General features: G+C 54.4%; 17 protein-coding genes. 7 read left to right on the top strand and 10 right to left on the bottom strand.

All coding sequences use genetic code 11. The annotated features are described in order from the left end of the window. Positions 1-4: 4 nt before the first annotated feature. From bfr to ABJV08_RS00755, 3 genes are all read right to left on the bottom strand, one after another. Complete coding sequence (gene bfr / locus ABJV08_RS00765) at positions 5-481, bottom strand: bacterioferritin (RefSeq protein WP_348039285.1); 477 nt, start codon at positions 479-481, stop codon at positions 5-7. Between the two features lie 122 nt (positions 482-603). Continuing rightward, the gene (locus ABJV08_RS00760; RefSeq protein WP_348019287.1) at positions 604-774 is read right to left on the bottom strand and encodes a (2Fe-2S)-binding protein; all 171 of its coding nucleotides are present in this window, start codon (positions 772-774) and stop codon (positions 604-606) included. Positions 775-802: 28 nt separating this feature from the next. Continuing rightward, a complete protein-coding gene (locus tag ABJV08_RS00755; RefSeq protein WP_348039286.1) occupies positions 803-988 on the bottom strand; it encodes a hypothetical protein in 186 nt (61 codons plus the stop codon). On the opposite strand from ABJV08_RS00755, the gene ABJV08_RS00750 reads away from it, so the two are divergent. Further along, positions 975-1,802 (top strand): hypothetical protein, encoded by an 828-nt coding sequence (locus tag ABJV08_RS00750; protein WP_348039287.1) that lies wholly within the window; start codon positions 975-977, stop codon positions 1,800-1,802. The genes ABJV08_RS00755 and ABJV08_RS00750 overlap by 14 nt on opposite strands. On the opposite strand, the gene ABJV08_RS00745 is transcribed toward ABJV08_RS00750, so the two are convergent. Continuing rightward, positions 1,797-3,032, bottom strand: a complete 1,236-nt coding sequence (locus ABJV08_RS00745; RefSeq protein ID WP_348039288.1) for a DUF418 domain-containing protein — start codon at positions 3,030-3,032, stop codon at positions 1,797-1,799. The genes ABJV08_RS00750 and ABJV08_RS00745 overlap by 6 nt on opposite strands. Before the next feature lie 29 nt (positions 3,033-3,061). Continuing rightward, complete coding sequence (locus tag ABJV08_RS00740; RefSeq protein WP_348039289.1) at positions 3,062-3,736, bottom strand: nitroreductase family protein; 675 nt, start codon at positions 3,734-3,736, stop codon at positions 3,062-3,064. 152 nt (positions 3,737-3,888) lie between these two features. On the opposite strand from ABJV08_RS00740, the gene ABJV08_RS00735 reads away from it, so the two are divergent. Further along, positions 3,889-4,692, top strand: coding sequence for a Coq4 family protein (locus tag ABJV08_RS00735; RefSeq protein WP_348039290.1), 804 nt, complete (start codon positions 3,889-3,891; stop codon positions 4,690-4,692). A gap of 13 nt (positions 4,693-4,705) precedes the next feature. On the opposite strand, the gene ABJV08_RS00730 is transcribed toward ABJV08_RS00735, so the two are convergent. Genes ABJV08_RS00730 through purL form a run of 3 tightly spaced genes read right to left on the bottom strand, consistent with a single transcriptional unit; the run spans position 4,706 to position 7,703 of the window. Continuing rightward, positions 4,706-5,113, bottom strand: coding sequence for a hypothetical protein (locus ABJV08_RS00730; protein WP_348039291.1), 408 nt, complete (start codon positions 5,111-5,113; stop codon positions 4,706-4,708). 2 nt (positions 5,114-5,115) lie between these two features. Further along, positions 5,116-5,445, bottom strand: a complete 330-nt coding sequence (locus ABJV08_RS00725; RefSeq protein WP_348039292.1) for a DUF6122 family protein — start codon at positions 5,443-5,445, stop codon at positions 5,116-5,118. A 44-nt stretch (positions 5,446-5,489) separates the two neighbouring features. Continuing rightward, positions 5,490-7,703: a phosphoribosylformylglycinamidine synthase subunit PurL gene (gene purL, locus ABJV08_RS00720; RefSeq protein WP_348039293.1), complete on the bottom strand. Its 2,214-nt coding sequence runs from the start codon at positions 7,701-7,703 to the stop codon at positions 5,490-5,492. A gap of 91 nt (positions 7,704-7,794) precedes the next feature. On the opposite strand from purL, the gene ABJV08_RS00715 reads away from it, so the two are divergent. Next, on the top strand, positions 7,795-8,394 hold the full coding sequence (locus ABJV08_RS00715) for a 2-hydroxychromene-2-carboxylate isomerase (RefSeq protein WP_348039294.1): 600 nt from the start codon (positions 7,795-7,797) through the stop codon (positions 8,392-8,394). 279 nt (positions 8,395-8,673) lie between these two features. Here the strand turns inward: ABJV08_RS00715 and ABJV08_RS00710 are convergent, their stop codons facing one another. Further along, a complete protein-coding gene (locus tag ABJV08_RS00710; protein ID WP_348039295.1) occupies positions 8,674-9,084 on the bottom strand; it encodes a DUF2177 family protein in 411 nt (136 codons plus the stop codon). A gap of 13 nt (positions 9,085-9,097) precedes the next feature. After that, entirely contained in the window at positions 9,098-9,757 is a 660-nt protein-coding gene (locus ABJV08_RS00705; protein WP_348039296.1) for a hypothetical protein, read from the bottom strand. A gap of 98 nt (positions 9,758-9,855) precedes the next feature. Here ABJV08_RS00705 and ABJV08_RS00700 point away from each other — a divergent pair, with 98 nt between their 5' ends. The 4 genes from ABJV08_RS00700 (at position 9,856) to ABJV08_RS00685 (ending at position 12,268) form a co-directional block, all read left to right on the top strand. Then, entirely contained in the window at positions 9,856-10,104 is a 249-nt protein-coding gene (locus tag ABJV08_RS00700) for an exodeoxyribonuclease VII small subunit (RefSeq protein WP_348039297.1), read from the top strand. Positions 10,105-10,144: 40 nt separating this feature from the next. Further along, a complete protein-coding gene (locus ABJV08_RS00695) occupies positions 10,145-11,011 on the top strand; it encodes a polyprenyl synthetase family protein (RefSeq protein WP_348039316.1) in 867 nt (288 codons plus the stop codon). Between the two features lie 16 nt (positions 11,012-11,027). After that, positions 11,028-11,531 (top strand): pantetheine-phosphate adenylyltransferase, encoded by a 504-nt coding sequence (coaD, locus tag ABJV08_RS00690; RefSeq protein ID WP_348039298.1) that lies wholly within the window; start codon positions 11,028-11,030, stop codon positions 11,529-11,531. Positions 11,532-11,617: 86 nt separating this feature from the next. Next, positions 11,618-12,268: a peptidylprolyl isomerase gene (locus ABJV08_RS00685; RefSeq protein ID WP_348039299.1), complete on the top strand. Its 651-nt coding sequence runs from the start codon at positions 11,618-11,620 to the stop codon at positions 12,266-12,268. Positions 12,269-12,274 lie beyond the last annotated feature (6 nt).

The raw sequence follows: 12,274 nt of genomic DNA, 5'->3' as shown, positions 1-12,274 counted from the left end.
CCGGCTATTCCGCTGGCTGCGACTGCAGTTGGATATAATTTTCAATCCCCATGCGTTCGATCAAGTCAAACTGCTGTTCAAGCGTATCGACATGATCTTCTTCGCTCGCGAGTATCTCGGCAAACAGATCGCGGCTGACATAGTCGCGCACGCTTTCGCAATGTTCGATCGCATTTTTCAGCATTGGGAGCGCTTCATGCTCGAGTTCCAGATCGGCTTTCAGAATTTCTTCAACCGTTTCACCAATTTTCAACCGGCCTAGCATCTGGAAGTTGGGCAAGCCGTCGAGGAAGAAGATACGCTCGGACAATTTGTCCGCATGTTTCATCTCATCGATCGATTCTTCCCGTTCAAAAGCAGCCAGTTTCGACACGCCCCAATTGTCCAGCATGCGATAATGTAACCAATATTGGTTGATCGCGGTGAGTTCGTTTTTCAGAGCTTCGTTGAGAAACTCGATGACTTTGATATCGCCCTTCATGGCAGAGTCCTTCCCGTCTGTCAGTGGATCAGTTGGGGAAGGCTATACAGCATCAGGCCACCAAGCGAAAGAGCGGCTTGCGTAAAAAGTATAATTATTTCAATGCTTTGATAACGAGAATGCTAAGCGGTCGCAACTTCGGACTTAATAATCTGTTGTGCAAATGCGAGACATTGTCCGCATTTCGGTTTGCGGCCAAGTTGCGCATAGACCTCACCGGGGCGGTCAGCCCCGCTGCGCACGGCAGCTCTCAGGTCTTTTTCCTTAATCGCGTTGCAGACACAAACAACCATAGTGGCTCCTTACGCGACTCGTATATCGCTAATGAGAATAGATCGCAATAGCAAAGTGACGGTCAACGACTATTCCCATCTTGAGAATATCGGTTACAGTCACTTCCGATCCCAGTACGAGGTTAGCAATGCGTAGAATATTCTGTTCCTTGGTACCGGCTGCGTTGGCCTTGGCGTCAGCGCCGGCTAACGCTTCCGGTATGCCAGAATCCACGCTGCAGATTGCGGATAGTGATGAAGCGGGAGACGTGGCTGCTCCGAAGCTTTTGCCGGTCGCCGAATTTTGGCAGCTCATGCAATCGACAATGGCGGAAGAACTGCAAGAGGTTCGGCAGTTGATTGAAACCGAGTTTCGCGCCACATTGGTCCCGACCGGTGAAGCGGAAACAGACTGGAACAGCAGGGGACTAGACCTGCATAAACATATCGAATCCTTGCCCGGTGGTATTGCCAATAACGCTCTGTTGACCCTTGGAGAGGTGCCATCACTTGAATTTTTCGGCAGAGTCCCTGCCGACCTTCTTGCCGATTGGGAGCTGATTCAAGCGGGATCGAAGGCTGTAAGTCCGCTGGAAGCCAAAGGCGGTGTCTTTGTTGCCATCGGTCCAAACCATGTCGTTTTCGAAGCGGATGATGGCATACAGAACGGCAATGCCCGTTGCATGAAATCTCCTGTTGAAAGAGCATCGGACCATGTGACCGTGTATCGCTATTCCGCTACGCCGTTTGATCCGGACAGCGATGCCTCTCTGGAGGCAGAAGCGGAAGCGATCGTGATATATAGCATGATGGGCAGTCTCAGCGCGCCGCCTATCTGTTCAATATTCCGGCGCGATCAGGAAGGCCTTTTGCAGAGCTTGACATATACGCCGGACGGCCGGCCGCTGGGGCTGATGAACGATGACGGTGACCGGCTGGAAATTGTCTCCGAGGTCAATCTGTACGAGCAGTTAAATGCCAATTACACCAGCATGCTCACCGATGATGAATCGTCGGGTCCGGCAGAAGCAGCACGCGACCCTTTATGACAGGCGCATCGGTTGCGGCTGCCCCCTGGCCAGACTTCTCCACAGCCATTCCAACGGACCATAGCGAAAGCGCATCAGCCAAGGTTTTGACCAGAGTAGCATGAGCGCCCAAGCGCCCAGCACGAAGAGATAGAGTTCGGCGCGACCGATTGATCCATAGAGGCCCAGTCCCCAGCCATAGAAGATGAAGGTCATCAAGATGCTGGTGCCGAGATAATTGGAGAAGGCTACTCTTCCGGCTGCGGCGACACGCTGCAAGATAGGGCGGTTGGCATAGCGCTGAATGATCATGATCATCAAAGCCAGATACCCGATGGTCATCAACAATCGCGAAGGCATCGCCCATGACATGACCGCATTCAGAGTGATCAGGATTTCGAAACCGCTGGCAACGGCCCAGATGCCGAGCGGTATAAGCAACAGCAGTCCGAGTGAAATCGTTTTGATGGCTAGTTTCCTATAAGCTTTCGTCTCCCATTCGCCGGTAAGGAATCCATTTTTGTAGAGCGCCATGCCAAACATCATGAAGGGGAGGGTTTCCATGCCATTGGACAAAACCAGAGCGAAGGGGCCTATCCATTTTTCTCCAAAATGGTGACTCAGGATGTTGAAATAGCCCGACCCATATAGGGCGATGTCACTGGCGATCGACGCAGCGCTAGGGGAAATCTCGGCCATAGCTTTCTGATATTCCAATGCCATTTCTGACCCTGAACCTTCGAGACCGGCGGCATATTGCAAATAGAACAGGCTGCCGGTGAATAGCGAGTAGCTTATGAATCCCGTTGCATAGATGATCACGCCCCACTTGATCAATTTGGCCGATTCAAAATCCCGCATCCGAAAAGCAAGGCAGCCGATCACGGCGTAGAGAAATAAAATGTCCCCCCACCAGATGAAAAAATAGTGGATCAGACCGAAAAGCCCAAGCCAGAACATGCGGGAAAAATGCGTTTTGGCTGGACTTTCGCCTTTGGCGGCGGCGCGATCGCAGATCAACATGAGGCTAGCGCCAAAGAGAAACGTAAAAAGCCCGCGCATCTTGCCGTCGACAAGCAGGTAAGACAGAAACCAGCTTATAATGTCCGGCGTATCGGTACCGCCATATATAGCAGGGCTGATATAGGCCATTTCGGGCATAGAAAATCCGACGATATTCATCGCCAAGATTCCGATCACGGCAAAGCCGCGCAATGCGTCTAGTTCCAAATAGCGTTGTGACGCAGCCATATTCAAACCCTCACTGTATTATCTATGTGCTACAGCCAGGTCGAGATCTGGTCCAGCGGTTTCTTGATCGTGGCATGGGTCGGGATGGTGGCATCCGGAGACGGTTTCCCGACCACTAGGACCATCATCGGTTTTTCATTGGCCGGGCGCTCGCAAAGTTCATTCAGGAACTTCATCGGATTGGGTGTGTGGGTCAGTGTCGCCAGCCCCGCGTCATGCAGCGCGGTAATCAGCACACCGGTTGCGATACCGACGCTCTCGTTGACATAATAATTCTGCTTCATCTCTCCGGGATTCATCCCGCCTTTGCGCTGGCCGAAAATAACGATCAGATAGGGTGCGGTTTCGAGAAACGGTTTGTCGGCATCGGTGCCCAGCGGCGCCAGTGCCGCTAGCCATTCTTCGCTGCCCTTGCTTTCATAAAAGGCGCGCTCTTCTTCTTCGGCGGCGGCGCGGAGAGCCTTTTTCTTGTCCGCTGACTGAATTACCGCGAAATGCCAGGGTTGATGATTGGCGCCATTTGGGGCCGTACCGGCGGCCAAGAGAGCATTTTCTACGACCGCCCGCGGGACCGGTTGGTCGGTGAAATAGCGACAGGTCCGGCGCTGCTTGATCGCTTCGTAAAAGGTTCGGGATCGCGCGATGCGTTCGGCATCGGAATAGTCCGGCAGGTCGGTATAAGGCAGGGTGTCATGAGGTTTCAAATTTCCGTCTCCTGCGGTTAACGCTGTTCTAACCCATGCCGTGATAATGGTTTCCACGCTCGGGCTGTTGTTGGCAGGATAGCGAAGCCAGAGCGAAGGGCAAAGTCATTATCTCTATTGACATTAGTGTTAGTAACTGTCAGATACGTCTTATGAAAATAGATCATGACTTCACCGCACCCAGTGATTCGCAAACGCCTTTCGTTCACCCAGAACGTCCAGCGGCCCGCTTTCGTCCTTTGAAGGCGCTCCACCATTTTCGCGAGCTGATCAAAGACAAAGAAGACACCGAGCAAGTGTTTCATATCTTTGAATGTTTGCCGCGCCCCAGTTTCCGTAAAGATGCCAAAGCCTTCGTTGAAAGCGATGCCGGCAAAGCGCTTTTGGCAAATGAACCTGCGCTTCAGCATATCCTCGATGATCATGACCGTTTGCGCCAGATGCCCGAGGGTAGCCTGGCCCATGCCTATTGCGATTTCATGGAGAAAGAGGGGCTCAGCGCCGCTGGTCTGATTGCCGAATATGATCAGTTCAGCCCGCGCAAATATAACGACCTGATCGAATGGTACGGCTTTCGCCAGCGCGACACCCATGATTTGCTGCACATATTGACCGGTTACGGACGCGACGCACTAGGTGAGCAATGTGTACTGGCATTCACCTATGGCCAGAATCCGGCACTCGGCAATCTCTTCATCGCTTATGCCGGTGGCCTGAACATGAAGATGCAGGTCAAGAGCAAGGCGCCTGTGTTCAAGGCGATCCGTCAGGCCCAGAAAATGGGTAAGGCTTGCCCTCGCATCAGCGAAGAATCGATCATCGACCTGCTGGCCCAACCGCTCGACGAATTGCGCGAACGGCTGCACATCAAAACGCCGCATTTCTATCATCAGGCCCATGAACAATATCGTGCCGAGGATGTTGATCCCTATGCTATGCTGGTGCAGCCAGCCTAGCATTGAAGTCCGACTACCGGAGTTCCTTTCGGATCACCAATTTTAGGGCTGACCAGGTCGAGTCCACTGCGCAGACTTTGATATCGACAAAGCCCATAGGCAAGCAAACCTTGCGGATAGTGTCTTCGGTGATGTCCGTTGCGACCTTCGACGCCTTTTTGGGCCAGCTGACCCAGACCTGACCAGCCGGATCAATCTGGTTGCGCAGCCGCGAGAGATGTTTTTCCATTTCCACCCGTTCGGTGGTGAAAATATGGGCGGCGTGGAGCCCCTCTGATGGTTCCAATTCCTCCACCAGCGTCACACCATAAGCATTGATTTCGGCGCGAACGCTAGCGGGCATGCCGTCAAACCAGACCCGCATCCCGTCTTTCAGGGAGAGCTTTTTTGCAAGCGGGGTTCCGGAATAGCCTTGGCTCATGGTCAATAGATTTGCATCAAACAGTCACCGCTATCAACCGCCAGATGCCATAGCAGGCCAAGACCAAGAGCTCGCCACTTCCAAGACGGGATAGCCAGCATCGTTGCATAGACGAGAGCAGCCCATCCTGTGTGCAGGGGGTGGAATCCTATTCCACAGCGTTCCGGATCAAACATCGGATCCGCGAGTAGATGATCAATGTCGATGGCATTGGCCGCGACCATGATCAGTCCTGCTTTCCACCAATGATCGCGGAAGAGCAGCCAGCCCAAAGCAAAGGGCAGGATGAAATGCCCGCCATAGTGGAGCAAGGTCTGGAGAAGGTCAGGCATTCTCGATCCTTCCTGCTCCGAAACTCGGCGGAGAGACTGTGCGCTTAGTCTTCCATCCAGTCGCGGAAAAAGCTCTCATGGGCATTGCGAAGCTCCGCAATCGATAACTGCGATCCTGAAATGTCCAAATTCTTGCCGCCGGTAGTGCCGATGCGGGTCATTGGGATGCCCGCTGCCTGTATCTGCTCAGCAACATTGCTCGTCACAATATAGCGGGCTTGTTCTTCGCCGAAACCGGTCAGATGATCACCAATACCGGTTATTGTTGCGCCAATACCGCTAGCTATGGCCATCTCGGCCAGAGCGACCAAAAGGCCGCCATCCGAAACATCATGCACGGCCGTCACCTTGCCGCTGTTGATCAGGTCACGAACAAAATCGCCATGGGCCAGCTCTGCATCGAGATCGACTTGCGGAGCAGGGCCGTCTTTGATCCCGTGCAGCTCGCGAATCCAGATCGACTGGGCAATATGGCCCCGCATCTCGCCGATGACGAAAATCGCTTCGCCCTCATCCTTGAACGCGATGGTTGCCATATTGTCTAGATTGTCGATCAATCCGACTCCGCCAATAGCAGGGGTTGGCAAGATGGCATGGCTGACGCCGTCAGCGCCGGTTGTTTCATTATACAGGCTGACATTGCCCGATACGATGGGCATATTGAGCGTTTTGCACGCTTCCCCGATACCTTCGATACTATGGACAAATTGGGCCATGATATGCGGCTTTTCGGGATTGCCGAAATTCATGCAATCCGTGGTTGCGAGCGGTTTTGCGCCAATGGCCGTCAGGTTGCGATAGCATTCCGCGATTGCTTGCTTGCCGCCTTCATAGGGATTTTCATGGACATAGCGCGGGGTGCAATCGGTCGCGATAGCGAGGCCTTTGTTGGTGCCATGCACCCGGACCACGGCGGCATCTCCGCCGGAGCGTTGCGCCGTGTCCGCGCCCACCTGACTGTCATATTGTTCCCAGATCCAACGGCGACTGGCCAGCGCGGGGAGGGCGAGCATCTTCAGCAAGTCCTGTCCCAGGTCTTCACAAAGCGGCATGTCATATGTCGGACCGTTATATTGAACATGCGCGGCATATTCTTCGCGGGTCAGATGCGGGCGGTCGTAAAGCGGTGCATCATCAGCAAGCGGGCCGAGCGGAATGTCGCAAACGGTTTCACCCTTGTGGGTCAGGACCATCCGGCGCGTGTCGGTGACCTCGCCGATGACCGAAAAATCCAGTTCCCATTTGGTGAAGATGGCTTCGGCCATTTCTTCACGACCGGGCTTCAAAACCATCAACATGCGTTCCTGCGACTCGCTGAGCATCATTTCATAGGCGGTCATCTCTGTTTCGCGGCAGGGCACTTTGTCCATGTCGAGAATGATGCCGACTTCGCCATTGGTCGCCATTTCTACGCTGGAGCTGGTCAGACCTGCGGCACCCATGTCCTGAATGGCAACAATCGCATCGCTGGCCATCAGTTCGAGGCAGGCTTCGATCAGCAGTTTCTCGGTAAACGGATCGCCGACCTGCACGGTCGGGCGCTTTTCTCCGATATCCTCATCAAATTCCGCGCTCGCCATGGTTGCGCCGTGGATGCCGTCGCGGCCGGTCTTGGACCCGACATAGACAATCGGATTGCCGACGCCGCTGGCGGCTGAATAGAAAATCTTGTCGGCATCCGCCACGCCGACGGTCATCGCGTTGACGATGATATTGCCGTCATAGGCCGGATCGAAATTTGTCTCGCCGCCGACCGTGGGAACGCCCACGCAATTGCCATAGCCGCCGATGCCGGCAACCACGCCTTTGACCAGATGCTTCATCTTCGGATGGTCGGGGCGACCGAAACGCAGCGCGTTCAGATTGGCCACCGGCCGCGCGCCCATGGTGAATACATCACGGAGAATGCCACCGACACCGGTCGCCGCGCCCTGATAAGGTTCGATATAGGAAGGGTGGTTGTGGCTCTCCATCTTGAAGATCGCGGCCTGACCGTCGCCAATATCGATGACGCCGGCATTTTCGCCCGGGCCGCAAATAACCTGTGGGCCGGTGGTGGGCAGTTTCTTCAGATGCAGACGAGATGACTTATAGGAACAATGTTCCGACCACATGACCGAGAATATACCCAGTTCCGTGATATTCGGTTCGCGTTCCAGCGCGTTTAATATGCGCTGATATTCCTCCGCGTTCAAACCGTGCTCGCGGACGGTTTCGGTGGAGATCTGGGGCTCTGCAATCAACGTGTCTGTGCTCATGCAGTCCCTTTAACGAGGCGCGACAATTTCGCCTAGAGGGAATTGATGTTTCGTGGCGCTGCTTTATGGTTCTGGGCAAAGGAGAGACACCATGTCTAAGATCATCGAGCTGATTTTCGATTTCGTTAGCCCCAATGCCTATCTCATCTGGCAACCGATCAAGGCGCTAGCCGCGAAACATGACGCGACAATCTTGGTCACCCCGACATTTCTTGGCGGGATGCACAAGCTAACCGGCAATGCCCCGCCATTCGTGCGCGACGCAGATGTGAAGGGCAAGAATGACTATTCGATGCTGGAGATGAACCGCTTCATTCAAAAGCACGGTCTTACCAAGTTCAAGATGAACCCGAAATTCCCGTTCAATACGATCACCCTGCAGCGCATGCTGGTCGCGCTGGCACCGGACGAACGGGGCGCCCTTGTGGAAGCATTGTTGCCCGGTATCTGGGAACAGGGGCTGGACGTGACCGATGCCGAGGCGCTTGGTAAAATATTACAGGACGGCGGCTTCGATGCCGAGGCCTTGTTCGCCAAGACCCAGGATCCAGCGGTCAAACAGGGCCTGATGGACAATACCGATCATGCGGTCGAACGCGGCGCCTTTGGTATCCCGACCATGTATGTTGATGGCGAGATGTATTTTGGCAAAGAACGACTGGAACAGATTGACGAGCAACTATCTGCTTGATCTCCGGTTCTAGTCGCGGGCTTTTCAAGCAGCAACGGCCTTGCCAGCCCTTTCTGATTGTGGTGATGAGATGGGCATGGAATCGCCTTGCAACAGAATCTGTATCCTTGATCCCAAAAACGGCTTCTGCATGGGCTGTGGCCGGACATCGTCTGAAATAGGAGAATGGGCGACGGCTACCGCCGATCGGCAGCGCGAGATCCTATCCAGCTTGCCTGAGAGGATGCAGGCCTTCCCGGCGAATCTGAAGCCGTGACTGTCAGGCCTGACAATCCGGCCCTAGGCTGCCTTCATGAACCGAAGTAGCAAATAAGTGGTCAGCGCGGCCGTCACACCCGTCGCGAAGGTTCCCCAAGCAATGTCATAGAGGCTGATCTTGGTCGACCAGACCTTGAGGACTGCTTGGCTAGTCAGGTCATAGGTCGCGTAAGCTATGCCGCCAAAAAGTGCGCCGTTGAGTAAGGCCGTGGTCCATTGACCATTGGCCAGTCCAGGCTTGATGCCGAACCAGACGATTCCGAATAGGTAGATTAGATAAAAAGCCAACGCTGGTACTTTGCGGAACTCATCGGCCATGATTCCACCGATGACTGGCCGGTATAATGTTCCTGCCATATTGCTGAGCCAGAGATAATCGAGAATCCCGAAGATGATGGCGGCGATGACATAGGCGGCAATATATTGGGTCATGGTCGTTCTGCTTTCAAATCTGTTTCAGCACGCGTGACTTGCCTGCCCACCAAGCTGCCAGAGCGGCGACCGAAAAGGCAAACAGTCCGGTTGCTTTCATCGCGGCATCTGCTGCTTCTGGAACCGGTCCGAACCAATTGGCCGCTTGGAAAACCGCCAGCAATACGGCCAAAAGGCCAAGCGCATATTTCGAACGGGCAGAGACGGCGCGGGTGCGGGCGATGAAAAAGGCTAACGCTCCGAAAGTGATGGCTAGCTCCAGCGGCATCTCGATGGCCGGATAGTTCCAAAGGCCAAATCCCAATTTTGGTGGTGACCCGGTCAGCGTCAGATCTGGCGCATGCACCAAAAGGTCAAGAAACCAGTGCGACAAGACTACCGCCCCGCCAATCAGTGCGCCGGTGCGGTTGCGAGTAAACAGCCAGATCAGCAACGCAAATCCGGCAGCCCAGACGGCGCTTCCCAGCAGGCTATGGGTATAAGGCATGTCGTAGAGATCCAGCGGCACCATCTTGGTGATCCCCGGCGTGATCCGAAAATTCTCAATCCCGGTTAGCGCGAGACCGAAAAACCCGAAGTCCAGCAGCTGCCCGGCAACAAACAATGTTCCAAGGCCCGGTGCCTTGGGATGGGTTGCCGCAACCATGGCTGGTGCAAAATGACCGATAAACATATTTTATTCCCCTCACTGTGGGAAGGCTACACTTGACGGCACAATAAGTGAAGCTGCGCCCTTGACCGCGCGGGAAAGCGCCGTCATTGAAATTCCCTATGAGCGAAACCAACGACGAATCCTCCGCACTGAATTTTGAAGACGCCCTTAAGCGGCTTGAAGATATTGTCCGCAAACTGGAAAGTGGCGACGTGCCCCTGGATCAGTCGATTGCGCTTTATAGCGAAGGCGAAAAACTGCGTGGTTTATGCCAGCAACGCCTAGAATCGGCACAAGCGAAGATTGAGAAGATCACACTCGATCGTGATGGTACGCCGCAAGCCACCGCACCATTTGACGCGGACTGAACCGGTGGCGGCCAACAATAATTCCGACCTATTGCAGGAAATGGAGCGGGTCGCTGCCGATGTGGATAGACAATTTGATTCGCTTTTGCAGGTTCCCGATGATGCGCGTCGAGAACTGTATGAGGCCATGCGCCATGCTGCAATTGGCGGCGGAAAACGGCTGAGACCCTTGCTGGTGATGGCGACCGCCGAATTGTTCAACGTCGACGAGTCTTGTGCCATCCGGGCCGCGACTGCGGTTGAGGCGCTGCACGTCTATTCCCTGATCCACGACGACCTGCCATGCATGGATGATGATGACCTTCGGCGCGGCAAACCGACGACCCATATTGCATTTGGTGAAGCCGCAGCGGTTCTTGCTGGTGACGCGCTGCATGCAATGTCTTTTGGATTGCTGGTCGACGAGCGCACCCATCATGATCCTTTCGTTCGTGCCGAAATGACCGCTTGCTTGGCCAAAGCGGCTGGACCTGCTGGGATGGCGGGTGGCCAGATGATGGACTTGGTTGCGGAAAAATCGACCTTTGACCTGCAGACGGTGACCAGATTGCAGCAATTGAAAACCGGTGCGCTGATAGCCGCTTGCGTAGAAATTGGCGCTATTTTGGGCCGGGTGACAAGCGAAGGTCGCACCAGTCTGCGCGGCTATGCCCATGATCTTGGACTCGCTTTTCAGATTGCAGACGATATTCTGGACGTCGAAGGCGACGAACAAAAGGCTGGTAAGGCGCTCCACAAGGATGCGAATGCCGGCAAGGAAACGTTTCTAAGCCTGATGGGACTCGAGCGCGCCAAAGAACAAGCGCAGATGTTGGTCGATCAGGCAAAATCTCATTTGAACGGCTATGGCGCAGAAGCAGATATGTTGCGCGCGATTGCCGAATATACCATCACAAGAGACCGCTAAGCGGGGAGAACGAGACATGAGAATCGGCGTCTATCCGGGGACTTTCGACCCCATCACATTGGGGCATATGGATATCATCCGGCGCGGCATGCGTCTGGTCGACAAGCTTGTGATTGGTGTTACCACCAACCCTTCAAAATCGCCGATGTTTGCAGATGAGGAACGAATCGCGATGGTTCGCCGCGAAACGGCAGATCTCGGAGATGGCGTAGAGGTTGTGGGTTTCAATTCATTGCTGATGAAATTTGCAGAGAAACAGGGCGCTGGAGTGATTGTTCGCGGCCTGCGCGCCGTGGCCGACTTTGAATATGAATATCAGATGGCGGGTATGAACCAGCAACTCAATGGCAATATCGAAACAGTGTTTTTGATGGCCGACGTCTCGCTGCAACCGATTGCATCACGCCTGGTTAAGGAAATCGCTATGTTTGGCGGCGACATTCACAAATTCGTCACGCCGCCGGTGGCCGATGAAATTACCGCGCGGGTACAAAAGATAGGCCTGAAGGGCGATCAATAGCCACCACTAGCAATTCATTGCAGGGCAAGGTAGAATCGTCCAAAGGCTAGTTCCTTTTCAAGCCCCATTTTCCAAATGAGTAAGCTATGCTGCGCAAATATTTTCTGACCCTCTCTGCCCTGTTTCTGGTTTCCTTCGCAGCACATGCGCAGGAAGTGGAGGAGCAGGCCCCGGCGCCCGCATCGGTTCCCGCTGAAGAAAATATGCTGCACCTTGATCTCTCGACCGGTGGTCGTGTCACGATACAATTGTTCAACGCGCTCGCTCCCAAGCATGTTGAACGGATCAAGATGCTGACACGGCAGGGCTTTTATGATGGCATTATTTTCCATCGCGTGATCGAAGGCTTCATGGCACAAACTGGCGACCCGACCGGAACAGGAACGGGCGGCTCCAGTCTGCCGGACCTCAAGGCGGAATTCGGTCCCTTTCCTCACTTGCGGGGTGTGGTTTCTATGGCACGGGCGCAAGGTGAAGATAGCGCAAATAGTCAGTTTTTTATCGTTTTCTATCCACGTTTCTCCCTCGACGGAAAATATACAGCATTCGGTCGGGTAACGTCGGGAATGGAATATGTTGACGCGATCCAACGGGGCGAACCGCCACTCAATCCCAGCCGGATTTTGCAAGCGTCGGTCGCGGCAGACAACAAACCACCGGTCTTGCCGGGGGCCCAGGCCAATGTTTCCGCAGCGCCGATCTCGGTGGATGACCTGAACGCGCCGATCCAGCCCTAGTCCGTT

Origin of the sequence: Parasphingorhabdus sp. (assembly GCF_039982395.1) — a bacterium.
Classification (GTDB): domain Bacteria; phylum Pseudomonadota; class Alphaproteobacteria; order Sphingomonadales; family Sphingomonadaceae; genus Parasphingorhabdus.
This window is presented reverse-complemented; position numbering and strand designations above follow the sequence as displayed.

What these genes read in the sequence shown, in the direction of transcription:
- ABJV08_RS00705 (WP_348039296.1), bottom strand. Translation starts at nt 9,757, where the DNA reads ATGTTTATCGGTCATTTTGCACCAGCCATGGTTGCGGCAACCCATCCC.
- ABJV08_RS00700 (WP_348039297.1), top strand. Translation starts at nt 9,856, where the DNA reads ATGAGCGAAACCAACGACGAATCCTCCGCACTGAATTTTGAAGACGCC.
- ABJV08_RS00725 (WP_348039292.1), bottom strand. Translation starts at nt 5,445, where the DNA reads ATGCCTGACCTTCTCCAGACCTTGCTCCACTATGGCGGGCATTTCATC.
- ABJV08_RS00715 (WP_348039294.1), top strand. Translation starts at nt 7,795, where the DNA reads ATGTCTAAGATCATCGAGCTGATTTTCGATTTCGTTAGCCCCAATGCC.
- ABJV08_RS00685 (WP_348039299.1), top strand. Translation starts at nt 11,618, where the DNA reads ATGCTGCGCAAATATTTTCTGACCCTCTCTGCCCTGTTTCTGGTTTCC.
- ABJV08_RS00750 (WP_348039287.1), top strand. Translation starts at nt 975, where the DNA reads ATGCCAGAATCCACGCTGCAGATTGCGGATAGTGATGAAGCGGGAGAC.
- ABJV08_RS00710 (WP_348039295.1), bottom strand. Translation starts at nt 9,084, where the DNA reads ATGACCCAATATATTGCCGCCTATGTCATCGCCGCCATCATCTTCGGG.
- ABJV08_RS00730 (WP_348039291.1), bottom strand. Translation starts at nt 5,113, where the DNA reads ATGAGCCAAGGCTATTCCGGAACCCCGCTTGCAAAAAAGCTCTCCCTG.
- purL (WP_348039293.1), bottom strand. Translation starts at nt 7,703, where the DNA reads ATGAGCACAGACACGTTGATTGCAGAGCCCCAGATCTCCACCGAAACC.
- coaD (WP_348039298.1), top strand. Translation starts at nt 11,028, where the DNA reads ATGAGAATCGGCGTCTATCCGGGGACTTTCGACCCCATCACATTGGGG.
- ABJV08_RS00695 (WP_348039316.1), top strand. Translation starts at nt 10,145, where the DNA reads ATGGAGCGGGTCGCTGCCGATGTGGATAGACAATTTGATTCGCTTTTG.
- ABJV08_RS00745 (WP_348039288.1), bottom strand. Translation starts at nt 3,032, where the DNA reads ATGGCTGCGTCACAACGCTATTTGGAACTAGACGCATTGCGCGGCTTT.
- ABJV08_RS00735 (WP_348039290.1), top strand. Translation starts at nt 3,889, where the DNA reads ATGAAAATAGATCATGACTTCACCGCACCCAGTGATTCGCAAACGCCT.
- ABJV08_RS00760 (WP_348019287.1), bottom strand. Translation starts at nt 774, where the DNA reads ATGGTTGTTTGTGTCTGCAACGCGATTAAGGAAAAAGACCTGAGAGCT.
- bfr (WP_348039285.1), bottom strand. Translation starts at nt 481, where the DNA reads ATGAAGGGCGATATCAAAGTCATCGAGTTTCTCAACGAAGCTCTGAAA.